The sequence below is a fragment of the Bradyrhizobium sp. CCBAU 11361 genome (assembly GCF_028128935.1).
In the GTDB taxonomy this organism is placed as follows: Bacteria; Pseudomonadota; Alphaproteobacteria; order Rhizobiales; family Xanthobacteraceae; genus Bradyrhizobium; species Bradyrhizobium niftali.
Genome location: NZ_LBJZ01000194.1, coordinates 139,997 through 165,179, shown reverse-complemented (window position 1 = coordinate 165,179; position 25,183 = coordinate 139,997). Strand labels below are relative to the sequence as shown.

Sequence of the window (25,183 nt, the reverse complement as noted above, 5' to 3'; positions counted from 1 at the left end):
CCGGCGCGCCAACGTGGCGACCGATCAGAACCGGACTCCGCAGGCGGCCGGAGGCGCGAATGGTGCGACAACCGGCTATGTCGCGACCAGCAGCGCTGCCGGCACCAAGACCAACACGCCGCTGATCGAGACGCCGCAGTCTCTCTCGGTCGTGACCAGGAAGGAGCTCGAGGATCGCAACGTCCAGACGCTCAAGGACGCCGTCAACTACACGCCCGGCGTCACGACCTCGGCATTCGGATACGATCCGCGCTTCGACAGCTTCTACATTCGCGGCTTTGACGTGACCTATACGGGCATCTATCGGGATGGCCTGCGTCAGGGAGGCGGCAATTTCGCCATTCCCAAGATCGAGCCCTATGGGCTCGAGAGCGTGTCGATTCTCCGGGGGCCGGCCTCCGGCCTTTACGGCCTCGGCTCTCCGGGCGGCATCGTCGATGTCACGACGAAGCGGCCGCCGATGACGGCGTTCGGCGAGGTCCAGTTGCAGGCCGGCAATTACGATCGCTACCAGGGCAATTTCGACGTCGGCGGACCGGTTCCGGGCAGCGACCAATTGTACTACCGGCTGACGGGCCTGCTGCGCGACGCCAAGACCTGGTTTCCCGGCAATGACGACAACCGCGCCTACATTGCACCTGCCCTGACCTGGAAGCCGAACCTCGATACGTCGTTCACGATCCTCGGCGAATATCAGACCAGCCGCACCGCTGCGAGCATCGGAAACGCCCGTACAGCCGATGGAAAGCTGACCAACATCTACTCGAACGACCCGGCGTTCAGCGCCATGGACCAGCAGCAGTTCCGCGTCGGCTATGCGTTCGAGCACAACGTCAACGACACCTGGACCGTACGGCAGAATTTCCGGTTCTATCAGGTCAACACGGACGCGAAATACGTCCAGATTGACAAGATCGACGACGCGACCCACACCGCGACGCGTTCGGCCTGGCGAATCCAGGACAACTTCAGGACGGCGACTCTCGACAACCAGGCCGAAGCCAAGTTCACGCTCGGCTCGGTCAAGAATACCGTCCTGTTCGGCACCGACTACAGTCACTCCTACTACGACGACAGGATCGGATGGGGAGCGGCGCCAGATCTCAACCTTCTGACCATGAACTACGGTGCGCAGGCGATCGCCTCGCCGGCATTCTCGATCTTCACCAAACAGTCGATCGACGAGATGGGGGTCTATGTGCAGGAGCAGGCCAAGCTCGGAGAATTCATTCTGACGCTCAATGGGCGCCAGAGCTGGGTCTCGCAGAGCACGACGACGACTCTCGACGGAACTCCGGTCACCCAGAAGCCTTCGGCCTTCACCGGTCGCGCCGGCCTGAGCTATCTGTTCGACAACGGCGTTGCGCCCTATGTCAGCTACGCCACGTCGTTCAGCCCGCAAACCGGCGTGGACGTTACAGGGGCCACGTTCAAGCCGACCACCGGCGAGCAGACGGAAGCGGGCATCAAATATCAGATGCCTCATGTTCCGCTGCTGCTGACCGGCGCGGTCTTCGACATCAAGCAGGACAATGTTCTGCGCACCGATCCCAGCGCCGCTGCGTTCCTGGCAGCAACCGGACAGATCGAGTCCAAGGGAGTGGAGCTCGAGGCCAAGCTGGCGCTCAAGCCGGGTTTCGATCTCACTGCGGCCTATACCCATCTCAACGTCGTGATCACACGCGGCAATACCGACACGACGGGCAATGAGTATTCCGGCATCCCGAGAGACTCGTTCGCGGCGTTCGGCAAATACACGTTCCAGTCCGGCACGCCGGTGGAAGGACTGGGACTGGGCCTCGGCGTGCGCTACATCGGCGCCAGTTTCGGCGACGACCAGAATACGTTCGAGAACGCAGCCACGACATTGTTCGATGCCGTGATCGACTATGATGTCGGCAAACTCGACCGGAGGTTCCAGGGGGCCTACATGCGCTTGAACGCCACGAATCTGTTCGACAAGAAATATGACACTTGCCAGTCCGGCTATTGCTACGCCAGCGCGCGGCGTCAGGTGATCGGGACGTTGAGCTATCGGTGGTAGCCGAATTCGCCTCACATCGTCATTGCCCACTCTCGTGTCCCGGACAAGCTGCAACGCGTGAAGCGTTGCGGCGCAGAGCCGGGACCCAGATAGCGATGCAACATCGCGGTGGCATCGGCCCCGGCTCAGCAGCGCACCGCTGAAGGAGCGCTGCGCTGCATCCGGGGCACGAGACCATCTTCGCATCCATTTTCATTTCGCAGACACGCCTTCGCAGCCTCGCGGCGCATTCCGCCCGAGCTTTGCTTCGTCGCTCCACCCTCTTTGTCCAAGAGGGCGCAGGGAAGGCCGGGTGCCGGCTGGCACCCGCGGTCTGCTGCGCGAGGTGGTGCGCAGAAGAAACCGCACAGCAGCATACAGGTGTAGCCAATCACTCGGCCTTCCCTGCGCAGTGGTTGGACGGCTTATGCCGAGCTCTCCCGGGAGCCGAGTTCCTTCTGGCCTCCCTCGCCTTTGCGAAATTCACCGGCGCCGCGCCGGTTGACGCGACAGCCGCCTCCGCAAGAGCTTGACCGTAGCAACGACGGCCAGGACCACACGGTTTTGCCGTACGCACGGCCCGCCATTTCGCCGCGGTTTTTCCAGCCTTGTCGACGGAGCCGGAAACTTACGGGCGAGACGAACCTCAGAGCGCCGCTCGTCGGCACGACGTCCTGGGCTCACGGAGAGCAATCCGCCCTGCCCTTGACCTCTCGCGCCCGACGCTGCCGCGTCCACCGCAAGCCCGGCTCGCGAAAATGACGACCACATGATCGCCCCTCAAGGATGAGCCGGGATGGGCGACACATACGCCATTTCCGAATTTCGGTAAAGTGGAATATTTTGCGAGAGGGGGATTGACGGGGCGGCGAAACAGGGCCGGTGTCCTGCCCGACAGGCAATCCGGCGACGCCGAGATAGCCCGCAACATCTGTTTACATTCAGCAACATTCATCCTGCCGAAACGCCACGATCGCCCGGCTAGTGGTTCCAGCCTCGCCCCGCTCGTGGGAGGGCCCTGACCGCCGCCCACCCTCCACGGCCAGACCAATGGATTTCAGCCGATTTGATGCCGTCACACTCGTTCGTCCTAGCCCCCGTGCCATCCGCAAAGGAGAATCATCATCCGACGCCCAGCCTGTCGCGCGCAGCCCTTTCGCGCGCCGGATCGGTCTGCCTCGCGCTGATGCTGATCGGCTCATTGACCGCCTGTGCGGTCGGGCCGGACTATGCCGGGCCGCCCAGGCTGGACTTGCCTTCCCATTGGAGCACCAAGACTGCTTCGCGGCGGGACACCGGCAAGCTTGATCGCTGGTGGCTCCGCCTGCGCGACCCCCTGCTCAACCGCTTCATCGAACAGGCCGTCGAAGCCAACCCTGATGTCGCTAAGGCAAGAGCGGTCGTGCGCGAAGCGCGCGCAACGGTCGAGCAGACCGGCGCGGGCCTGTTTCCATCCGTCAGCGGCTCGGCCTCCGTGACCGACAACAAGACCAGCGCCAGTTCCTCCTCCGTTCTCGCCGACAGCGCGCCCTACACCCTTCACCAGGGGAGCTTCGATTCGAGCTGGGAGCTCGACCTGTTCGGCGGCACCCAGCGGAGCGTCGAGGCTGCGGTGCGCGGAGCGCAATCGGCCGAGGAGGATCTGCGCGACAGCCTCGTCACGCTGATCGGCGACGTTTCCGCCTATTACGTCGAGGCGCGCGGCTATCAGGCCCGGATCGCGCTGGCACAGCGGACCGCGGTCTCGCAGCGCGATACCGAAAAGCTCACCCGCAGCAAATATGACGCCGGCAGCGGCAACGCCGTCGATCTGGCCAAAGCCACCGCGCAAGCCGCCAGCACCGAAGCCAACGTTCCGACCTATCAGGCTGCGCTCGCGGCCGACATTCACCGGCTCGGAATCCTGCTCGGACGGCCGCCCGACGGGGTCGCCTCGCTGATGGCGCGGTCCGCGCCCGTGCCGGCCCCCCGCATGCCATTACCCACGGGACTGCCCGCCGATCTCCTGATGAGCCGGCCCGATGTCGTCAGCGCCGAGCGCAAGCTGGCACAGGCGACCGCAAAGATCGGCGCGGCCGAGGCCGATCGCTACCCGGCGGTGTCGCTGACCGGCTCGGTCGGCACCTCGGCGCTGCGCGCCGGCGATCTCGCCAAATATTCCAGCGTGAGCTGGTCGGTCGGCCCCTCGGTCACGGTGCCGGTGTTCGATGCGGGCAAGCGCGTGGCGACCGTCAGGATCGCGGAGGCGCAACGCGACCAGGCGTTTGCGACGTTCCACTCGACCCTGCTCACTGCGCTCGAGGACGTCGAAAACGCCCTGGTCTCGCTGTCGCGCGAGCGCGTGCGCGCGACCAAGCTGACGGAAGCGGCGAAGAACTACCGCGAGGCAGCAAAGCTGTCGCGATCGCTGTTCGAGACCGGCAGCGCCAGCTTCATCGACGTGCTGGACGCCGAACGCTCGCTGTATTCGGCCGAGGACTCGCTGATCCAGAGCAAGGTGTCGGCAGCCAAGGACTACATTTCCCTCGCCAAGGCCCTCGGCGGCGGCTGGTCCGATCCGGTCGACGCGTCGACGCCGATCATCGTGGACGCCAACACCGGGCCTCACTTGCGGGAGACGATCAAGTGACTGATATCATCACCGCCAAGCGCGTGAAGATCGCCGCCGCCGTGGTTGCGGTCGTGGCGACTGGAGTTGTCGCGGCCACGCGCTTCCCAGGGACATCGAGCAAGGCGCAGTCCTACATCACCACGCCCGTCACCGTCAGCGATTTGCGCGAGGAGGTACTGGCAAGCGGTACGCTCAAGCCGGCGCGGCTGACCGCCGTCGGCGCGCAGGTGTCGGGCCGGATCACGGCGCTCAACGTTCGCGTCGGCGACAGCGTCAAGGCCGGCGACATCATCGCCCAGATCGATCCCGTCACCAAGCAGAACGATTTGCGCAGCTCGGAAGCAACGCTGAAGAACTACCGCGCGCAGAAGGTGGAGAAAGAGGCGGCGCTTGTGCTGGCCGAAGCCAACCTCGCGCGCCAGCAGGCGACGTTGGCGCAGCGCGCCACCTCGCGCAGTGATTTCGACAGCGCGGATTCGACCGTGCGCCAGACCCGCGCCCAGATCGCCGCCCTCGACGCCCTGATCGTGGGCGCCGAAGCCAGCGTCGAGACGGCCAAGGTGAACCTCGACTACACCCGGATCACCGCTCCGATCGATGGGACGGTCCTGGCCACCGTGGCGCAGGAAGGACAAACGGTCAACGCGGTGCAATCCGCGCCGACCATCGTCGTGCTCGGCCAGCTCGAGACCATGACCGTCCGGGCGGAGATTTCCGAGGCCGACATCGTCAAGGTCAAGCCGGGACAATCGCTCTACTTCACCATCCTCGGCGACCAGGATCATCGTTACGAGGCCCGGCTGGACCAGATCGAGCCCGCCCCCGAGTCGATCAAGAGCGATGCGAGCTTCTCCTCGACCACCACGACGTCGAGTTCGAGCTCATCGAGCTCGACCAGCACGGCGATCTACTACATCGGCGTCTTCAACGTCCCGAACAAGGATTTGTCGCTGCGAACCTACATGACCGCCGAGGTGCACATCGTCACCGGCGAGGCCAAGCGGGTGAAGGTCATCCCCACAATCGCGGTGATGCGGAAATCCGACGGCCACAAAATCGTCCGTATCCTCAGCGCGTCGGGTGACGTCCGCGAGCGCGAGGTCAAGACCGGTCTCAACGATCGCACCACCGTCGAGGTCAGATCCGGCCTCGACGAGGGCGAACGTGTCGTCACCGGAGAAGCCAACGAGCAGACCGCGTCGCGCGGTATGCCGAGCGGCCCGGCGGGAAGTCCCTGACATGATCGATCCGATCATCTCGCTTGAAAACGTCCGGCGGGAGTTCTCGGCCGGCGAGACGAGCGTGACTGCGCTCGACGATCTCTCGCTGAGCATCCGGCCTGGCGAGATGGTGGCGATCATCGGCTCGTCCGGCTCGGGCAAATCGACGCTGCTCAACATCCTCGGCTGCCTCGACCGCCCAACGTCCGGAATCTATCGCATCGCCAGCAAGAACGTCTCCGATTTGGATGCCGATAAACTCGCGGCGCTGCGCCGCGAGCATTTCGGCTTCATTTTCCAGCGCTATCACCTGCTCGGCGACCTCTCCGCCGTCGAGAACGTCGAAATCCCCGCCGTCTATGCCGGGATGAAGGCACGGGAGCGCCGCACCCGCGCAGAGCAGCTTCTCGCAAGGTTAGGTGTGAACGACCGGCGCGGCCATCGCCCGAACCAGCTTTCGGGCGGCCAGCAGCAGCGCGTCTCGATCGCGCGCGCGTTGATCAACGGCGCCGAAGTCGTCCTGGCGGACGAGCCGACCGGCGCGCTCGACCGGCGCAGCGGCGAGGAAGTCCTGAAGATCCTGAAGGAGCTGCACTGCGAGGGGCGGACGATCATCATCGTCACCCACGATGCCGAAGTTGCCGCCAGGGCCGAACGCATCATCGAGCTGCGGGACGGCAAGGTCGTCTCCGATCGCCGCACCGAGAGCGTGGATGCTTCGGCGCCGCCTGCCGCCATGTCCAGGACCTCCTGGGACAGCGGTTGGTCTGGCGCATTGCGGCGCCTGAGCGAGGCCTCGCGGATGGCGCTGGTGTCGATGGCCGCGCACCGGCTGCGTGCCTTCCTGACCATGCTCGGCATCATCATCGGCATCGCGGCGGTGTCGTCGGTCGTCGCGCTCGGCAACGCGTCCCAACGCAAGGTCCTGTCCGACATCTCGAGCCTCGGCACCAACACCATCGAAGTCTTCCCGGGCAAGGATTTTGGCGACGCGCGCGCCGGCAAGATCAAGACGTTGGTCCTCGACGATGCCCGCGCGCTCGACCGCCAGGGCTTCATCGCCGGGGTCACGCCGACGGTTTCGACCAGCACGACGGTCCGCTACCGCGGCAACGAGTCCAACGTGCTGGTCAACGGCGTCGGCGAGAGCTATTTCCAGGTCAAGGGCGCCAAGCTCGCGAAAGGACGCCTGTTCGACGCCGACGCCGTTCGTAACATCGAACGGCAGGTTGTCATCGACGACAACACCCGCAAGACCTTCTTCGCCGACGACCAGACCGCGGGCATCGGGCGCGTCATCTGGCTCGGCAAGGTGCCCTGCCGCATCGTCGGCGTCATCGCCCAGCAGCAGGGCGGGTTTGGCTCGAACCAGAATCTGTCGGTCTACCTTCCCTACACCACCGTGCAGGCCCAGTTCACCGGCGACCGTTCGCTTCGGAGCGTCCTGCTCCGGATCAGCGACGAGATCTCGACCACGCTGGCGCAGGACGCCGTGACGACGCTGCTGACGCAGCGGCACAACACCAAGGATTTCGTCATCCTCAACACCGACGATATCCGCCGCACCATCACGAGCACGACACAGACCCTGGCGTTCCTCGTGGCGGCGATCGCGGTCATCTCGCTGGTCGTCGGCGGCATCGGCGTCATGAATATCATGCTCGTGTCCGTCTCCGAACGAATCAGCGAGATCGGCGTGCGCATGGCGGTCGGCGCCAGGCGCAGCGACATCCTTCAGCAGTTCCTGGTGGAGGCGACCCTGATTTCGTCCATCGGCGGCATCGCCGGCATTCTCATCGCGATCCTGGTTGGCGTCGCCATCAACATCGCGGCGCCGGGATTCCAGGTCACCTATTCGATGTTCTCGATCGGCGCGGCGTTCCTGACCTCGACTGGGATCGGGGTCGCTTTCGGCTTTTTCCCCGCCCGCCGCGCCGCCTTCCTCGACCCCGTGGTGGCGCTGAGCCGTGACTGACCCTAGGATTGCACCATGACCGTAGTTCCTCGGGCGAGCCAATCGCCCGCAAATCGATCAACGATCGGCGACCCCGATGCGATCTCAATCATGACCAACGGCACGCAGAACATCCTGATCGTCGAGGACGACCAGCAGACCCGCGACCTGATCGCGCGCTATCTGCGCGGGCAATCGTTCTCGGTCAGCACCGTCACGAACGGCATGGAGATGGACCGCTATCTCTCGCAGAATCGGGCCGATCTGATCGTGCTCGACCTGATGCTGCCGGGTGAGGACGGCCTCAGCCTCTGCCGCCGGCTGCGGATGGATGCAGCGACGCCGATCATCATCCTCACGGCGAAGGGCGAGGATCTCGACCGGATTCTCGGCCTCGAAATGGGCGCGGACGACTATCTAGCGAAGCCGTTCAACCCGCGCGAGCTTCTCGCCAGGATCAACGCGGTCCTGCGCCGGCAATCGAGCGGCCTCCCCCCCACCGCGTCGCGCCTGAAGTTCGAGGGCTGGGCGATCGACCTGCGCCTGCGGGAACTGCGCGACCCTGAAGGCGCGCAGGTACTCCTGACCAGCGCCGAGTTCGACCTGCTGCAAGCCTTCTGCGAGCGCGCCGGCCGCGTTCTCACCCGCGACAGCCTCCTCAACATGACGCGCGGCCGTCCCGGCGCAAGCTTCGGGCGCAGCATCGACGTGCTGGTCAGCCGGCTGCGCCGCAAGCTCGACCGGACGGAAGGCACCTCCATGATCAAGACCATCCGCACCGGCGGCTACATCTTCACGCCGGTGGTCAAGGAAGCATGAGCCGGATTACCGACATCGCGGCGCTGTTCAGCTTCAGGCGGATCAGCGGCCAGATCGCGGCCTTGGTGCTGGGATCGCTGATCCTGATCCATGTTCTGATCGCCGGATATTTCTTGCTCAACCGGCCGATGCTGCTGGCGGACAGGCCGCTGGAGCAGTTCGAGCTGATCGCGCGGATCATCGCCAATACGCCGCAGAAGGAACGCGGTCTCGTCCTGGAAAGCATCAGTCAAACCTTTCCGGGGCTCAAGCTGCAATTGCGGGACGGTGTTTCCACTTCCGTTACGCCGCTGCCGACACGGATGCCCCTGGCTATCCCGTCCGCGCTTGGTGGCCGGGCCGAGTTCATTCGCGGCACCGGCGCAGAACAGGATCGCGTCTGGCTCTATCTCGCCAATGACGACGTGCTCGAAGCGACGATCGGATCACCCAGGATGCCGGCTTTCGTCAGCGGCCTCTGGACCTCTACGCTGCTGTTCCTGGTGGCGAGCATCACGCTGCTCGGCGTCTGGGCCGCGCGCGCGCTCTCCTCGCCCCTGTCGGCCTTCGCGCGCGCTGCAGAAAACTTCAGCTTGAACCGGTCGTCCCCTCCGCTGCCCGAGAACGGCCCTGAGGAGATCAAATCCGCGGCGAGAGCGCTCAACCGAATGCGCGAACGCATCACCATGCTGATGAGCGACCGGACCCGCATGCTGGCGGCCATCAGCCACGATCTGCGCACGCCGATCACGCGCCTGCGGCTGCGCTCGGAATATATCGAGGATCCGGTACAGCGCATGCAAACCGTCCGCGATCTCGACCAGATGCAATCGATGCTCGAATCGGTGCTCTCCCTGCTGCGCAATGAAAGTCCGGTCAGGCCGACACTGGTGGACGTCGCGGCACTGCTTCAGATGGTCTGCGAGCAATTTTCCGATAGTGGCTATGCGGTGACCTATTCCGGCCCCGACCGAGCCGCCTTCATCCTGCGGCCGGATGAAATCATCCGAGCGGTCACCAACCTCGTCCAGAACGCGACACGCTTCGGAACCGAAGTCGAAGTCGCACTGTCGATATCAGGCGATCGGCTCGTCATCGACGTTTCCGACGACGGACCCGGCATCCCCGACGAAAGGAAGGCGGCGATGCTCGAGCCCTTCGTGCGGGGAGAGGAAGCCCGCACCATGGACGAGACGGCCGGATTTGGCCTCGGCCTCTCGATCGCGCAGGCGATCGTGACCGCGCATGACGGAACCCTTCAGCTGCTCGACAACGCGCCGAAGGGCCTGCGCGTCCGCTTGAGGCTCGCCAAGACCGGCGACAGCCCAAGCGGTCCCCGGACATAAAGTCGCGACAATCGTCGGGCTTGTCGATTGCGCCCTCCTTGCCCCTGCTTTCCGGAGTTCTCATGATTTCTGCCGACCGGCCGGCGACACGGCTTGCGACGCGACTTGCCTTCCTCGTCGCGGGCTTCGGCATCGCGTGCTGGGCGCCGCTGGTGCCGTTTGCGAAGGCGCGGCTCGGCGTCGACGACGGCGTTCTCGGCCTGCTGCTGCTCAGCCTCGGCATCGGCTCGGTCGCCGCAATGCTGCTGACCGGAATCATGAGCGCGCGCTACGGCAGCAGGCCGATCATCATCGCCGGCGGGCTCGGTCTCGCCCTGGTCCTGCCTCTGCTGGCCATCGCGAGCTCGCCGGAAGCGCTGGCGCTGGCACTTTTCGGCTTCGGCGCCGCGCTCGGCTCCATCGACGTCGCCATGAACATCCACGCGGTGGAGGTGGAGCGCGCAGCGAGACGCCCGCTGATGTCCGGATTCCATGCGCTGTTCAGCATCGGCGGCTTCGCCGGATCCGCGCTGATGACCGCGCTGCTCTCCTTGCAGCTCGGCGCCCTTACTTGCACGCTGATCTGCTCCGTCCTGATGCTGATTGCGATGCTGGTCACCTGGCCGCGCCTGCTCCGCTCCGTGCAGGTGCAGGACGGGCCGCTGTTCGTGCTGCCGCACGGCTCCGTGCTTCTGCTCGCGCTGCTCGGTGCCATCACGTTCCTGGTCGAAGGCGCGATGCTCGATTGGGGCGCACTGCTCGTCATTGGCGCGGGCCTCGTCTCCGAGGCGCAAGGCGGGATCGGCTACATCGTGTTCTCGATCGCGATGACGATGGGCCGGCTCGGCGGCGACGCCGTGGTCGCGCGCATCGGGGATCGCACGACGCTGTTCTGGGGAAGCATCATTGCGGTCGCGGGCTTTGCGGTGCTGCTCACGGCTCCGGTTGCTGCGGTCGCCATAGCCGGCTTCCTGCTCATCGGCCTCGGCGCCTCGAACCTCGTGCCGGTGCTGTTCCGCCGGGCAGCCCGGCAGACGGTGATGCCCACGGGGCTCGCCGTCGCGGCGATCACGACCGCAGGCTACGCCGGCATCCTCGTTGGTCCCGCCGGTGTCGGCTTTGTCGCGCGACTTGGCGGATTGCCGACGGCGTTCTGGCTCCTGGCTGTGCTGATGGGACTGGTCACGCTGTCGGCGCGCATCGTCACGGCGGAGCAGCGCGAGGTATCACCAGTCGACGCGTGAGCGGCCCTACAGATTGCCCAGTGCGATCGATTTGATGATGGGCGCGAGGCTTGCCGAGGTCGCATCGACGATGCGCTGGAACTTGTCGGGGCTGGAATCGCTGTCCGGCTCCATGCCCTGGGCGCGGTAGCTTGCCTGAAGCGCCGGATCGGCCATGGCGAGCCGCGTCGCCTGCGCGATCCGATCGATGATCGCTTCGTCGGTGAGTTTGGGAGCAAAGATGCCGAACCAGCCCTCATATCTGAGATCCGGCATGCCGGATTCGACGGCGGTCGGAATATCCGGCGCGCCGCTCAGCCGCTTTTCGGTCGTGACCGCAAGCAGCCGGATCTTGCCGGCCTGGCTCAGCTGCTGCAGCTGGACCGACATGACGGCAATGACGAGCGAGATCTGGCCGCTGACGAGGTCGTTGGTCGCCTGCGAGACGCCTCGGTACGGCACATGGACCATGTCCAGCGCGCCCGCCTGCTGCTTGAAGGATTCACCGACCAGATGATTTCCCGTGCCGATGCCGGGCGTCCCGTAGGACAGCTTGCCCGGATTGGCCTTCGCGTAGGCGATCAGCTCGCGCAAATTCGCGGCAGGCACCGACGGATGGACGGCGAAAACCAGCGCACTGCTGATCAGGCGGTAGATGGCGCGGAAATCGTCAGCGGAATAGCCGGGATTTGCCGAGGTCAAGGGAATGATGACCTGCGTGCTGCCGTTTCCGAGCAGCAGCGTGTAGCCGTCGGGCTCCTCGCGCGCCACCGCGGCAGCCCCGATCGCGCCGCCCGCACCGCCGATATATTCCACGAAGGTCGGCCCGAGCAGCGATGACATCTTGTCCACCCAGGGACGCCCGATCTGGTCACCCGCTCCGCCGGCTCCGTACGGCAGCACCAGCCGAATGGGACGAGATGGATAGTCGGCGGTCTGCCCGCTGCGCGGAATCGCCGCCAGCGCCGCTGCGCCTGATAACGCACGGACGAATCGTCGTCGCGAGAAGGAAGGCATGTCCGAATTCCGGAAGTCGGTGGTCATTGTCGAGGCGGGACCGGCTCCCAACCAACCAATCGCAGCAATCCGCCACCGGCGTCAATGCTCCGCCCGGACAAGTCCCGGTACGGTCGCCATGGCATGGCGACCTAACCCCTTACGTTCTAAGTCTTATTTCGGCAAGCCGGTGACGATCCAAGCGATCTGCGCAGGTCTGCCAGCCATGCGGCTTTCGGACAGTTTACTGTACGCTTCGTTCTGGTAGATCAAAAAGTAATACCTTTTGACTCCCGTGGTGGGGGCGATGGCGCGTGCCAGAGCATAACGAAGACTCGGCCATTTCGTTTGGGCCATTTCGGCTGTTCCCCAAGTCCCGGCTCTTGGAGAAGGAGGGCTCGCCGCTTCATGTCGGCGGCCGCGCGCTCGATATTCTCATCTTCCTGGCCGAGCGCCCCGGCGAAGTCGTTGACAAGAGAGAGCTGGTCAAGCGCATCTGGGCCGACGTCAATGTCGACGAGGGCAGCCTGCGCTTCCATGTCGCGGCGCTGCGCAAGGCGCTCGGCGACACCGGCAAGTCGGCCCGTTATGTCGTCAATGTGCCCGGCCGCGGCTATTGCTTCGTCGCCTCGCTCGCCCAAGCGGCCCCTCCGGTCGCGCCTGCTTCCCCCGACATAGCTCCTCCTCGCCTGCCCGTTCAGCTCGCGAAGATGATCGGACGAGAGGAGGTCATCGAGAAGATATCGAACGGACTGTCGCTCTATCGCTTCATGACCGTGGTCGGCCCAGGCGGAATCGGCAAGACCGCGGTCGCCGTCACCGTCGGGCATCGGCGTTCCCAGGATTTCGGCGGCCGCGTCTTCTTTGTCGATTTCGGCCCGCTGAGGGATGCCAGCCACATTGCAACCTGCATGGCTTCCGCGGTCGGGCTGACCATCAACGCGGAAGATCCGACGCCGGCCTTGCTGACATTCCTCAACACCGGCCCGGCCCTGCTGATCCTCGACAGCTGCGAACACGTGCTGGATGATCTGGCCCCGCTGGTCGAGCGCATCGTTCGCGAGGCGCCGCAGCTTCGCGTTCTCGCCACCAGCCGCGAGTCGTTCCGGAGCGAAGGCGAGCGGATCTTCCGGCTGTTCCCGCTGGATTGTCCGCCGGAACGGGAAGACCTTGGTGTCGCCGAGGTCCTCACCTACCCCGCGGCCCAGCTCTTCGTCGAGCGTATTGCCCAGAGCTCGGGTCCGTTCCAGCTCAGCGCAGAAGAGGCGCCACTCGTCGCGAGCATCTGCCGGCGCCTCGACGGCATCGCGCTGGCGATCGAGCTCGCGGCGGGCCGCGTCAATGCCTATGGCATCGCAGGCACGGCTTCCCTGCTCGACAGCCGCTTTTCGCTGCAATGGCGCGGACGGCGCACGGCCGTGCCGCGGCACCAGACGCTCGCCGCGGCCCTCGACTGGAGCTACGACCTGCTGTCCGCGGCCGAGAGCGCCACCTTGCGGCGATTGTCGGTGTTCGCCGGGCCCTTCGCGCCGGAGGCGGCTGCCACAGTCGCGGCCGGCGACGGCCTCGGCGCATCGGAAACGCTGGAGGCGGTCGACAGCCTGGTCACCAAATCGCTGATCTCGCCGTCCGGCTCGCGCACGCTGCGCTACCGCCTGCTCGACACCACGCGCACCTACGCGCATGGAAAGCTCAACGAGCTCGGTGAAACCAGGCTGTTCGCGCGGCGCCACGCCGAGCATTTTCGCGATTTCTTCGAGCGCGCCGAGGCCGACACGTCGACGCCGCTGCCCGAATGGCTGCACGTCTACGGTGCGGAGCTGGACAATGTGCGGGCGGCGCTGAACTGGGCGTTCGGGCCTGACGGCGATCCGGCGCTGGGAATCGCGCTGACGGCGGCCGCGGTCACGTTGTGGGTGCGCCTTTCGCTGTTCGCCGAATGCCGCGAGCGCACGAGAACGGCACTCGCCGCGCTCGGAGACGGCGGCGACGACCGCGTCCGCATGCAGCTCCTGTCGGCGCTCGGCTGGTCGCTGATGTATGGCGAGGGCCGCGCGCGCGAGGCGCGCCCGATCCTCGAGACGACTCTCGAGCTGGCCGACAGGCTCGACGACAAGGATTTCCGCCTGCGCGCGCTCTGGGGCCTGTGCATCGACCAGTTCAACAACGGACAGTTCGGCAAGGCCCGCGCACTCGCCGATCGTTTTGCGAACGCGGCGGCGAATTCTCCCGACAAGTCCGACCTCATGCTGGGCGACCGGCTGATGGCCGTCGCACTGCATTATCTCGGGGACCAGAACGACGCGCGGCTGCGCATCGACCGGGTGAACGCGTCGCTGCATGTGCTGGCGGAGAAGCCGAAGATCTTCCCGCTCGATCTCAGGATCTCGACGCAATATTTCCGGGCCCGCATCCTGTGGCTGCAGGGCCTCGCCGACCAGGCCCAGGCGCTGGCCGCACGAACCATCGAGGAAGGCCTCGCCAACGGCCACGCGCTGACCTTCTGCAGCGTGCTGGGACAGGCGGCCGGCCCGATCGCCTTCTGGGCCGGCGATCTCGACGCCGCGGAGCGCCACGGCACCGAGCTGCTCGAACACACCGAGCGGCACGCGATCCGGCTATGGGGCCTGTGGGCACGCGCCTTCAATGCGGCGGTCATTGCCAGGCGTGGCGACGCTGCGACCGGTCTGCCGCTGCTGCGCGACGAGCTCAACCGCGCCGGCGATGCGCGCTTCCTGCCGCGCTTCCTTCCTTTGCTCGGCGAGCTCGCCGCGTGTTCCGGAGAGGCCGACCAGGTCGATCGCGGCCTCGACGTGATCGAGGACGCCCTGACCCGCTGCAACGACCGGCAGGAGCTCTGGTATCTGCCCGAGCTGATCCGCATCAAGGCAGAATTGATGCGCAGGAGCGCCCGGCATTCGGCGGACGCCGAAGCGCGCTTTCGCGAGGCCATGGAGATCGCCGCCCTGCAGGGCGCGCGCTTCTGGGAGCTGCGTTGCGCGACCAGCCTCGCGCGACTGATGAGCGGGGCCGGCCGGAATGCGGAGGCCCTCACAATTCTGGAACGCGCATGCGAGCCGTTCACCGAAGGCGCCGGCATCGCCGACCTCCGCAGCGCACGCGATTTGATCGCGCAGTTGCGGAGCTGACGGGACTGCCGGCGGCGGTTCATTTTGCCCGCGGAATGAATCCAGGCACGCCGGTCTCGACAACCGAATTGAACCGGATGTTCGTCGTGATCCCGTCTTGCATCTGCCGCATGGCGTCTTCAGGCAGCGCCGAAATATCGAAGTTCTCCCGGATGCGCCGAGGATTGGTCGAGGTCGTCAGGAACGCCGTGCCGCGCTGGACGGCCCATGCCAGCGCAACCTGGGCCGGCGTCTTGTTCAGGCGTTCCGCGATGGCGGTGATCACCGGGTCGGCCAGGAGGTTCGGCTCCATGGCGTGTCCCAGCGCGGCAAACGCCTGCAGGACAATTCCATGCTCCCGGCAAAAATCGAGCAACTCCCATTCGGGAAGATACGGATGCGATTCCACCTGCACCATGGCGGGCCTGATCCGCGCAACGGCAACGATCTCGCGCAGCTTCTCCAGGGTAATGTCCGACAGGCCGATCGACCTGCAGTGCCCCTCGTCGACGAGGCGCTCCAGCGCTCCCCATGTCTCCGCCAGCGTCACACCTGAATCATAGATGACCCGACCGCTTGCGTCGCGCGGGTCCTGCTCGTCGCCGGGCTGAAAGGCAAAGGGCGTATGGATGATATAGCAGTCGATGTCGTCGACTTGCAGCCGCCGGCGGCTGGCGTCGAAGGCAGGCTTGACCCGCTCCGGCCGATGATTGGTGTTCCACAGCTTCGTCGTCACGAACAGGTCCTGACGCCGAAGCGTGCCCGCCCTGAACGCGTCCTGCATTGCATTGCCGACGGCCTCTTCGTTGCGATAGCGCTCCGCACAATCGAGATGTCGAAATCCGGCCTCCAATGCGGCCCTGGTGGCCTGCCTGGTCACCAGCGGATCGGGAATGAGCGTGCCAAATCCGACTGCGGGAATCGTCACGGCCTCATGGGTGGGAATCTTCGTGTCACGAAGCGAATCGGAGGTCGTCATGGGATACTCCTTGTTGACTGCCAGCCGCGCGATGCGGACGAAGCGATTGAGGTTGCGGACACAACGTCATTTGACCCTCCGGCGTCAGCTGGCGGGACGCGGCTTGCGAAGAAAGAACACCAGCGGGATCACGACGAGCATGGCGAACATCAGGATCTCGAACTGATCGATCACCGCGACCGTGGCCGCCTGACGCGTGACCATGCCGTTGAGCGCGGCAAGGCCCGGCTTCCCGATCGGGCCGGCAACGTTCGCCGCGACACGGAACGGCGTGAGATGCTTGGCGAGCGCGACGTGCACGGCCTGCGTGTTGGCATAGAAGAAGAGCTGGACCACCGCGATGCCGATGGTGCTGCCATAAAGGCGCGACAGGTTGATCAGCGCGCTGCCTTCCGGGCGGAGCTTCGGATCGAGCGTACCGAACGCGGCCCTCGCCAGCGCCGGCAGCAACATGCCGATACCCGCGCCCTGGAGGAAGCCGGCCTCGACGACCGGCCGCCAGTCCATCGCCGGCGAATAGCCGAGCATCAGCCAATTGGCATAGACCACCAGCGCCATTCCACCCATGAGGAACGGCCGGTAGTCGACCTGCCCCGGAACCAGGCTGGTCAGCACCAGTGCTCCGACCAGTGCCACGCCGCGCGGAATGGTCATGTAGCCGGTGGTGTCGACGGGATAGTTGAGCAGCTCCTCCAGCATCGGAGATGTCAGGGCCAGGGTCGGCAGCAGGACGAAACCAAGCGCGAAGGAGATCACCGTCGAGAGCAGGAGATTGCGATCCCTGAACAGCGCCGTGCGGAGAAAATGTTCCTTCGTCGTCAAGACGTGCACAATGAAGAGATAGAAGCCCAGGACCGAGGCGCTGGCTTCGACCCAGATCTCGGTCGAGGCGAACCATTCGAGACGCTCGCCGCGGTCCAGCAGCATCTGCAATCCGATCATGCCGACCGAGAAGGTCGTCGGGCCGAAGAAATCGAACGGCTGGCTCCGCTCTGCCCGCTTCTCGCCCATTTGGGCCATCGCCAGAAAGATGAAGGCCGTCATCGGCAGGCTGACATAGAAGATCGACGCCCAGCCGTAATATTCGCTGAGCCAGCCGCCAAGGGCGGGGCCGGTGCTGATGCCGAGCAGCGAGCAGGCCGTCGACGCCAGCCCCATGCGCGCCTGCCGCGCCGGCGGCGTCGCCTCGAGCAGGATCGCCAGGGAAAGCGGCGCAAGCGGTCCGCTCGCCGCGCCCTGGAGAATCCGCGCCAGTACGAACTGGATCGACGTCGTCGCCAGCGTGTCGAGGACAAGACCAAGCGCAAAGACGACAAGCGCCGCCTGATAGACCGCCTTGCGGCCATAGCGTCCGGCGAGCCATTGCGTGATCGACATGGTCACGGCGCTCGCCGCGATATACGAGGAGAACACCCAGCCGACCTCGTCATTGGCCATCGAGAGCGTGGCCTGGATGTGCGGCAACGCGGCGTTCGGTATCGAGATGTTGACGGCCTGCATGTAGGTCGCCATGAGGGCGGCCGCCGATATGGCATGATGGCCGCCGGCCACTTCTGTCGATGGGAGGGGCGTACTCATTTGACCTCCGTCGCAAGCGCGCGTTGGAGCGGAGGCAGCCAGCTGCGGCGATGGCCGGTGTCGACCCGCGCCGTCACGCTGATGCCCGAGAACAGCGGCCGGGCCGGATCGGGCTCGTCGAGCTCGAGGCGCACCGGCAGCCGCTGCACGACCTTGACCCAATTCCCGGTCGCATTCTCCGGCGGCAGGACCGAGAAGTCCGACCCGGTGCCGGGACTCATGCTGACGATATGCGCCCTGAACTTGCGATCCGGGTAGGCGTCGACGTCGATCGTCGCCTCCTGGCCGGGACGCATATGGGTCAGCCCCGTCTCGCGAAAATTTGCCTCGATCCAGACGTCCCGGCTCGACATCAGCGAGAACGTGGGCGCCCCCGCATTGACGAAGCCGCCGATCTGCAGATCGTCCACCTTGGTCACGATACCGTCGTCGGGTGCCCTCACCGTGGCGTAGGAGAGATCGAGGCGCGCACGATCGAGCTGCGCTCTTGCCGCGCGGACGGTCGGATGGCGATCGGCATCGATATCGGGATCGCCATTGAGCGCGACGACCGTGTTGGCGATCTGCTGTTCGATCGATGCCATGCGATGGCGGGCGACCTTGAGATCGGTCTCGGCCCGCTCATAGACCGCGCGCGGCGTGAAGTCGGAGGCGACCAGCATCTTCTTGCGGTCGAACTCGCGCTCGTCGAAAGAGGCGGAGTCCTTTGCCGATTGCAGTTCCGCCTGTTGCTGGCGATAGGTCGCCTTGAGGGAGTCGATCTGGAGCCGCGCGCTGCCGAGCCGCGCTTCGGCCTGATCGACGGCAATCTGATAGGGCTCGGGATCGATCCGGAACAGGACCTGGCCCTGCCGCACGCGCTCGTTGTCGTGCACCGCGATCTCGACGGCCTGGCCTGACACCCGCGCATTGATGGTCACCTTGGCGGCGCGCACGAACGCATCGTCGGTCGAGACAAATTGTTCCTGCGCCAGATACATGAAGGCGCCGAACGCGGCCACCGCGGTCGGCAGCACGAGCATCAAGGGCCGGCGCAGCCGCCTGCCAAGGTTCGCTGCGAACGACTGCGGAGCCTCCTCGCTGCCGCGAAAGCTGCGATCGCCCAGCCAGCCGGCGATTGGCGCAAAATTCAAACCCATCGTCCTCGTCCTTATCTCATTTACTAACGCTCGTTATAGATATTGTACGCCGATGCTGCGATCAAGGCGTCCGGCCATTGATTTTTATAACGATCCATACAAATATATGTGTGGAACATGGCAACCGGGGTCTTGGCGATATGGCACGGAAGAAAAGCGAGACGGGCCCGGCGCGCCGCGGACGGCCGCCTGCCTACGATGCAGAGACGGCCCTCAAGCAGGCCACCGAAACGTTCTGGAGGACCGGCTACTCCGGCACATCCCTGGACAAGGTCGCCGCTGCGACCGGCATGAGCCCACCGAGCCTCTACGCGGTATTCGGCAACAAGCACGCACTCTATCTCGAGGCGCTCGCGCGCTATTGGGAGATGAGTCTTGCCGCAACGCGCGAGGCCCTCGCGGGGGACCATCCCCTGGACGAAGCCCTGATGCTGGCCTACGACGCCGCGCTGTCGATCTATTTTTCCGGCAAGGGAACCGCGCGCGGCTGCTTCGTGGTGGGAACCGCGGTGACCGAAGTGGCAGAAGATGCGGCAATCCGCAGCAGCGTTGCGGCGGGACTGCGCGCGATCGATGCCGATTTCGAGGCCCGCTTCCGTCTTGCCCAGGACAAGGGCGAACTGACGCGCGAGGCCGACCCGGCCGCGCTTGCGATCCTTGCCGCCGCCACGATGCAGACCATCGCCATTCGCGCGCGCGCCGGCGCCCGCCGCGCCGACCTTCGCGAGCTTGCCCGGAAGGCGGTGAATGTGATGCTCGGACGCCGGACGGAGGCGCGCTGAGCCGTAGCGGGTTTCCGAGGCGGCCGTTCATGGCCGTGGATCCGGGGAAGCGTCGTCCTCCTTCACCAGCCTTGCCGGCTCATCGTACCCGGCGCGACTGCTGTAGAAGACCAGCCCCATCAAACCGAAGCCGACAGCAAGGGAGACGATCACGCCGAGGACGAGTGCAACGTAGCCCGAGGCCGGAACGTCCGTGCCGGCCGCACTGGTCCAGCCCAGATAGGACAGGACGGCCGCGCCGACGAGCAATATCAGCAGTGTGGCGACGATCACCCACGAACCTCCGCCCATCGACCTCAGCGAGATGATGATTGAATCCATTGTCGTCGCCCGCTTCACGGGTGCGGTCAGCTCTTTGCCGGCTTCGGGAACAGATTCGTAGAAGTTCGTGTGCGGCTTCATGATCGTTCTCCCTTGTGAAACGGGTTGCCAGCTCTCTGTTGTGCGCCCATGGGTACCGTGAGCCGCGTCAGCGCGGTCGATCAGGCCATGACTGACGAAATATTGCGCGAGCTGCTCGAAACGTTCGCCATGGTCTTCTCCTCGTGACTTTCAAGCGTGACTCAGGGATCGCTGCCGTCCGGTGGACGATGCAGCGTCGTGTCTTCGGCGACGATCTTGCGGCTAGTGGAGCGCGGTCGCCCGCCGCGGCAGCTTCCAGCCGGGCCGGATGAAGTGACAGGTGTAGCCGTCCGGGTAGCGTTCGAGGTAATCCTGATGCTCGGGCTCGGCTTCCCAGAACTCGCCGGCCGGCGTGATCTCGGTGACGACCTTGCCGGGCCACAGGCCCGACGCATCGACGTCGGCGATGGTGTCCTCCGCGATCCGCTTCTGCTCGTCGCTGGTCGTGAAGATCGCGGAACGATAGCTGGTGCCCCAGTCGTTGCCCTGACGGTTGAGCGTGGTGGGATCGTGGATCTGGAAGAAGAACTCCAGCATGGTCCGGTAGCTCGTCTTCGCCGGATCGAAAACGATCTCGATCGCCTCGGCATGGCCCTCATGGTTGCGATAGGTCGCGTTCTTCACCTCGCCGCCGGTGTAGCCGACGCGGGTGGAGATCACGCCCGGCTGCTTGCGGATCAGGTCCTGCATGCCCCAGAAGCAGCCTCCGGCCAACACTGCACGTTCCGTCGTCATTTGATGCTCCATTGGTTCGATCAAGATGCCACCGCCCTACTTAGCAGCTGCATGAAGGCGCGGGTCATCATGGTCGTCGTGATATTCGAGGCCCAGCGGGCCGATGGCGGAGACCTGCGTGACGTATTCGCCTGATTTCGCCCAGTGAAAATGCCAGGTCTCGCCGGGCAGCACGATGACGCTGCCCGGCGGATAGGCCATGACCTTGTCGCCATCAAAGATCTCGCCGAGCCCGATGTAGAACACACCCGACATGACGGTGTAGATGCGGTCCTCGGGATGCTTGTGCGGCATCAGCCTGGTGCCGCCGGGCACCTTGACCCGGACCACGTAAGGTCCGGGTTCATTGGGGTGGCCGACCATGACGGCCAGCCGCGCGCCCGGCGGGAATGCGGGGAACGGCTGCCACGCGACGTCGTCGGGCAGGATCGCCCGGAACCTGTCTTCATCAGGCTGATGTTGGCGAGGCATGGCACTGCTCCCTCTGTTCAGTCAGGTCAGCTTGGCGTCGAGCGTGATCGCGGCGTTGAGCACTTTCGACACCGGACAATTCTTCTCGGCCTCGCCGGCGATGCGGGCGAAGCCGGCATCGTCGAGGTTCGGCACCTTGGCGCGCAAGGTGAGCGCCGACTTGCCGATCTTGAAGCCCTTGCCTTCCGGCTCGAGCGTGACGGCTGCTTCCGTCGAGAGCTCGGTCGGCGTGAAGCCGGCGAGCTGAAGGCCGAAGGCCAGCGCCATCGTGAAACAGCCGGCATGGGCCGCCGCGATCAATTCCTCGGGATTGGTCCCCTTCTCGTTCTCGAAGCGGGTCTTGAACGAATAGGGCGTCTCGGCGAGCACGCCGGATTCGCTCGATATATGGCCGGTACCGTCGCGACCGGTGCCCTTCCAGACTGCTGTTGCCTTGCGGATCATCTCACTTCTCCTTGTTTGTCTTCTGGCACCGGCACTCCGCACCGGAGGAAGGCGACCTTGGCATCGCCGCCTGTCGCCTCTCCAACCGGTCGAGCGCCGCAGCGGTTCCGTCAACTGCCGATCTGTCCGACGTGGAAGCCGAGCCGGTTCTCGACATCGCCGGCGCGGTGGAAGCCGCGCGCCATCAGCGCCTTGATGCGGCTCTGGCTTGCCGGGCGGCCAAGAGCGGCCAGGAACGCGTCCCACTCCGGCCTGATCTCCGCGTCCGGCGGCAGGCTCGCGACATCGACGAGACGCTTGGTCTCGGCAATGGCCTGCTTGTCGAACGAGGCGATGCGCATGGCGAGCGCCTCGACGAAGCCGTCGAGCTCGGCATCCGGCAGGGACCGGTTCACATAGCCGTAGCGTTCGGCGAGATCGCCGTGGATGTCGTCCGCGCCGAGCAGCACTTCGAGCGCGCGGCCGCGGCCCATCAGGCGCGGCAAGCGCGCCATCGGTCCACCGCCGGGCACCAGGCCCGCACCGACCTCCCATTGCGACAGGATCGCCTTCTCGCGGCTGGCAAAACGCATGTCGCTGGCGAGCGCGAGCTCGCTGCCGACGCCGGTCGCGCGGCCCCGGATCGAGGCGATGGAGACAACAGGCGCGCGACTGAGACGCACCAGCATGTCGGGCAGCGCCTGCAGACCGGTCGGCCCGGGCGGGATACTGAGGGAATCCTCCAGCGGCGCGAGGAAGTCGTAATGCGTGATGAAGAAGCCTTCGACGGCACTGTCGAACACGACGACCTTGACGTCCGGATCGGTCTCGATCGCGGTGATGATGTCGCCCAGCAGCGGAAGCTGCTTCGGGCCGAAGATGTTCACCGGCGGCATGTCGAAGGTGACACGCCAGTAGGACGGCAGGCGGCGCTCCAGATGGATGTCCTCGGTCGTGAAGCTGCGTTCGGGGCGGTTCATGGGTTTACTCCTGATGCGTGGATGGAGGACGGGACGCGCGGTGATGCGCGTCCCTGCTCGTCTCAGATCGACTGGCGCAGCGGCCGGAACGCGGTGCGCACTTCCGCGGAGAACAGCGCGGGCTGCTCCCAGGCCGCGAAGTGACCACCCTTGTCGAGCCGGTTGTAGTGCATCAGCTTCGGGTAGGCCTTCTCGGCCCAGCTGCGCGGCGCGGCATAGATCTCGTCCGGGAAGACGCTGACGGCGACCGGGATCTTGATGTGCTTGGGCTCGAAGAACACCAGCTTGTTCTCCCAGTACAGCCGCGCGGAGGAGACCGCGGTGTTGGTGAGCCAATACAGCGTGATGTTGTCGATCACGTCGTCGCGCGACAGGCCTTCCGTCTTGCCGTCAAACACGCGCGCGATCATCGCGGCGCTGCGCGCGTCGTGATCGAGCATCCAGGACGCAAGGCCCGCCGGCGAGTCGACCAGGCCATAGAGCGTCTGCGGCCGGTTCGACATCTCGATCGCGTAGCCGAGACCGTGCTTGTAGAAGTCGTCGAGCTGGTCATAGGCAATGCGCTCGTCGGCCGAGAGGTTTGACGGGCGCGCCCCGCCGGGCTGAAGCGCCTTGGCGATGTCATCAGGGACGGTGGCGGGCATGTTAGTGTGGATGCCGAGCAGCTCCGGCGGCGCGAGCACCGCCATTTGCTCGGTGATGGCATTGCCCCAGTCGCCGCCTTGCGCGACGTAGCGGTTGTAGCCGAGCCGCTTCATCAGCACGATCCAGGCGCGCGCGATGCGCTGGGGATCCCAGCCGAGCGCCGTCGGCTTGCCGGAGAAGCCGTGGCCGGGCAGCGAGGGGATCACGAGATCGAAGGCGTCGGCGGCCTTGGCGCCGTGCGCGGTCGGATCGGTGAGCGGGCCGACGATCTTCATCTGCTCGATGATCGAGCCGGGCCAGCCATGCGTGACGATCATCGGCAGCGCGTTGTCGTGGCGGGAGCGGACGTGGATGAAGTGGATGTCGACGCCGTCGATCTCGGTGACGAATTGCGGCAGCGCGTTGAGCCGCGCCTCCATCTTGCGCCAGTCATAATCGTTCTGCCAGTAGCGCACGAGCTGCTGCACCGTCGTTAGTTGCACGCCCTGCGACTGGTCGGCGACGATCTCGCGATCGGGCCAGCGCGTCGCAGCCAGGCGGCGGCGCAGGTCGAGCAGATCCTCCTCGGGCACGTTGACGTGGAACGGGCGGATTGCGCCGCTCGCGGCCGCCTTTGCGGGGCGCAGCGGCAGCAGGCTTGCAACGCTGGCGGCAACCGCGGTCATCGCGGCCTGGCCCAGCAATTGACGGCGGTCGGGGTTGAGAATGTCGGCGCGTGCTTGCGTGGTCATGTTGAGTCTCCCTTGCTTTGGTCGGTATCGTTGACCGAATTCGAAATCGAGACGTCGGCGCGTCGTGCAAGGAGATTGGCGCAGGCCCTTCCGGTTTGCTCGTTATGGATTGTTAGACTGCGTTAGTCGTTGCGAGTCTGCGCGCTTGAGGCGAGCGATCGATGATCTTGCGATGGGCGTGATACAACGCGAAACGGCGCCATCGCGCGCCGTGAACGGAGAATGCCGCCACTTCAGGACGGCAGTGGCTGACCGGCCTGCTCACGCACGATGTAGTCGGCGTACCAGTCCGCCCAATTGTCGTCGTGTCCGCCGGTTCGCTTCTCGTGCTCGCCATGCGCCACCGCCGCGCGGCGCAGTGCTGCGGCGAGATCAGTTTGCGATGCGAATCTCGTGTCGTCGCCTGCGATGCGTCCGGGATCGTGCGGTGACCTCCTGGAACAGCCAGCCATTGCCGTCGGGATCGCTGAACGAGGCGAAGGAGCTGTAGCTGCCGCGCTTCGGGTCAGCGCCACTGACCCGGACACTGCCGAACAGATATGGCTCGTCCGGCCCGGCGTGAACATCGCCGCCGCCGTGGAATGGTTCACTGACCGCGATGCCGCGGTCGAGCAGATCTCGTCGTGCGGCCTCCAGATCGGAGACGATCAGATACAGGCCGCGCGCCGATCCGGGCGCTGCCGCCGTGACGTTCCTGCCGAAAATCACCGAGCAGGCCGAGCCCGGCGGCGTGAACTGGATCACGCGCCAGTCGTCGCCAGAGGCAAAGTCGGCGTCCAGTCGCCAGCCGAGGCGCATGTAGAACGCCTTGGCGCGGTCGACGTCGGACACCGGGATGACGACGACCTCGAGCTTCAGATCAACGCTACGCGATGGCGAGGACTTGGTCCCGGTTTCGCGATCGATTTCGAGTGTGGCCATGTCGAACTCCCTGGTATGAGGCACGGGTTCGCAACCGAACCCATTCTTTGCAGGCTCAACTTTGCTTTGCAGACTCCACTTTGCGCAGACCGGCGAATGCCGCTCGTTCTCGAATGCTT

Annotated in this window: 19 protein-coding genes and 1 pseudogene; 9 read left to right on the top strand and 11 right to left on the bottom strand. The window is 65.4% G+C overall.

Features of this window, described 5'->3' with window-relative positions; genetic code table 11:
- The first annotated feature begins 13 nt into the window (after nt 1–13).
- The 7 genes from XI08_RS34975 (at nt 14) to XI08_RS34945 (ending at nt 11,175) form a co-directional block, all read left to right on the top strand.
- Nucleotides 14–2,044: a TonB-dependent siderophore receptor gene (locus XI08_RS34975; protein ID WP_271577899.1), complete on the top strand. Its 2,031-nt coding sequence runs from the start codon at nt 14–16 to the stop codon at nt 2,042–2,044.
- 1,048 nt (nt 2,045–3,092) lie between these two features.
- On the top strand, nt 3,093–4,652 hold the full coding sequence (locus XI08_RS34970; protein WP_271577898.1) for an efflux transporter outer membrane subunit: 1,560 nt from the start codon (nt 3,093–3,095) through the stop codon (nt 4,650–4,652).
- The gene (locus XI08_RS34965; RefSeq protein ID WP_271577897.1) at nt 4,649–5,872 is read left to right on the top strand and encodes an efflux RND transporter periplasmic adaptor subunit; all 1,224 of its coding nucleotides are present in this window, start codon (nt 4,649–4,651) and stop codon (nt 5,870–5,872) included. The genes XI08_RS34970 and XI08_RS34965 overlap by 4 nt, the downstream gene beginning before the upstream one ends.
- A gap of 1 nt (nt 5,873) precedes the next feature.
- Nucleotides 5,874–7,829 (top strand): MacB family efflux pump subunit, encoded by a 1,956-nt coding sequence (locus tag XI08_RS34960; protein WP_271577896.1) that lies wholly within the window; start codon nt 5,874–5,876, stop codon nt 7,827–7,829.
- 90 nt (nt 7,830–7,919) lie between these two features.
- Nucleotides 7,920–8,627, top strand: coding sequence for a response regulator (locus tag XI08_RS34955; RefSeq protein WP_271577972.1), 708 nt, complete (start codon nt 7,920–7,922; stop codon nt 8,625–8,627).
- Complete coding sequence (locus XI08_RS34950; protein ID WP_271577895.1) at nt 8,624–9,952, top strand: ATP-binding protein; 1,329 nt, start codon at nt 8,624–8,626, stop codon at nt 9,950–9,952. The genes XI08_RS34955 and XI08_RS34950 overlap by 4 nt, the downstream gene beginning before the upstream one ends.
- A 62-nt stretch (nt 9,953–10,014) precedes the next feature.
- On the top strand, nt 10,015–11,175 hold the full coding sequence (locus tag XI08_RS34945; RefSeq protein ID WP_271577894.1) for an MFS transporter: 1,161 nt from the start codon (nt 10,015–10,017) through the stop codon (nt 11,173–11,175).
- A gap of 6 nt (nt 11,176–11,181) precedes the next feature.
- Here the strand turns inward: XI08_RS34945 and XI08_RS34940 are convergent, their stop codons facing one another.
- The gene (locus XI08_RS34940) at nt 11,182–12,171 is read right to left on the bottom strand and encodes a Bug family tripartite tricarboxylate transporter substrate binding protein (protein WP_271577893.1); all 990 of its coding nucleotides are present in this window, start codon (nt 12,169–12,171) and stop codon (nt 11,182–11,184) included.
- A gap of 293 nt (nt 12,172–12,464) precedes the next feature.
- Here XI08_RS34940 and XI08_RS34935 point away from each other — a divergent pair, with 293 nt between their 5' ends.
- Nucleotides 12,465–15,299, top strand: coding sequence for an ATP-binding protein (locus tag XI08_RS34935; protein ID WP_271577892.1), 2,835 nt, complete (start codon nt 12,465–12,467; stop codon nt 15,297–15,299).
- A 19-nt stretch (nt 15,300–15,318) separates the two neighbouring features.
- On the opposite strand, the gene XI08_RS34930 is transcribed toward XI08_RS34935, so the two are convergent.
- From XI08_RS34930 to XI08_RS34920, 3 genes are all read right to left on the bottom strand, one after another.
- On the bottom strand, nt 15,319–16,257 hold the full coding sequence (locus XI08_RS34930; protein WP_271577891.1) for an aldo/keto reductase: 939 nt from the start codon (nt 16,255–16,257) through the stop codon (nt 15,319–15,321).
- Nucleotides 16,258–16,341: 84 nt separating this feature from the next.
- Complete coding sequence (locus tag XI08_RS34925; RefSeq protein ID WP_271577890.1) at nt 16,342–17,835, bottom strand: MDR family MFS transporter; 1,494 nt, start codon at nt 17,833–17,835, stop codon at nt 16,342–16,344.
- A complete protein-coding gene (locus XI08_RS34920) occupies nt 17,832–18,974 on the bottom strand; it encodes an HlyD family secretion protein (protein WP_271577889.1) in 1,143 nt (380 codons plus the stop codon). Before XI08_RS34920 ends, XI08_RS34925 begins: the two co-directional genes overlap by 4 nt.
- A gap of 140 nt (nt 18,975–19,114) precedes the next feature.
- On the opposite strand from XI08_RS34920, the gene XI08_RS34915 reads away from it, so the two are divergent.
- Nucleotides 19,115–19,756, top strand: a complete 642-nt coding sequence (locus XI08_RS34915) for a TetR/AcrR family transcriptional regulator (protein ID WP_271577888.1) — start codon at nt 19,115–19,117, stop codon at nt 19,754–19,756.
- Between the two features lie 27 nt (nt 19,757–19,783).
- Here the strand turns inward: XI08_RS34915 and XI08_RS34910 are convergent, their stop codons facing one another.
- From XI08_RS34910 to XI08_RS34880, 7 genes and pseudogenes are all read right to left on the bottom strand, one after another.
- Nucleotides 19,784–20,158, bottom strand: a complete 375-nt coding sequence (locus XI08_RS34910; RefSeq protein WP_333928897.1) for a hypothetical protein — start codon at nt 20,156–20,158, stop codon at nt 19,784–19,786.
- A 222-nt stretch (nt 20,159–20,380) separates the two neighbouring features.
- Nucleotides 20,381–20,893 carry a peptide-methionine (S)-S-oxide reductase MsrA gene (gene msrA / locus XI08_RS34905; RefSeq protein ID WP_271577887.1) on the bottom strand — a complete coding sequence of 171 codons (513 nt, stop codon included), beginning with the start codon at nt 20,891–20,893 and terminating at the stop codon, nt 20,381–20,383.
- A 36-nt stretch (nt 20,894–20,929) separates the two neighbouring features.
- Nucleotides 20,930–21,364, bottom strand: coding sequence for a cupin domain-containing protein (locus XI08_RS34900; RefSeq protein ID WP_271577886.1), 435 nt, complete (start codon nt 21,362–21,364; stop codon nt 20,930–20,932).
- Nucleotides 21,365–21,385: 21 nt separating this feature from the next.
- On the bottom strand, nt 21,386–21,808 hold the full coding sequence (locus XI08_RS34895; RefSeq protein ID WP_271577885.1) for an OsmC family protein: 423 nt from the start codon (nt 21,806–21,808) through the stop codon (nt 21,386–21,388).
- 110 nt (nt 21,809–21,918) lie between these two features.
- Complete coding sequence (locus XI08_RS34890) at nt 21,919–22,767, bottom strand: enoyl-CoA hydratase/isomerase family protein (protein WP_271577884.1); 849 nt, start codon at nt 22,765–22,767, stop codon at nt 21,919–21,921.
- A 62-nt stretch (nt 22,768–22,829) separates the two neighbouring features.
- The gene (locus XI08_RS34885; protein ID WP_271577883.1) at nt 22,830–24,143 is read right to left on the bottom strand and encodes an epoxide hydrolase family protein; all 1,314 of its coding nucleotides are present in this window, start codon (nt 24,141–24,143) and stop codon (nt 22,830–22,832) included.
- 233 nt (nt 24,144–24,376) lie between these two features.
- Nucleotides 24,377–25,064, bottom strand: a pseudogene (locus XI08_RS34880) (VOC family protein).
- Nucleotides 25,065–25,183 lie beyond the last annotated feature (119 nt).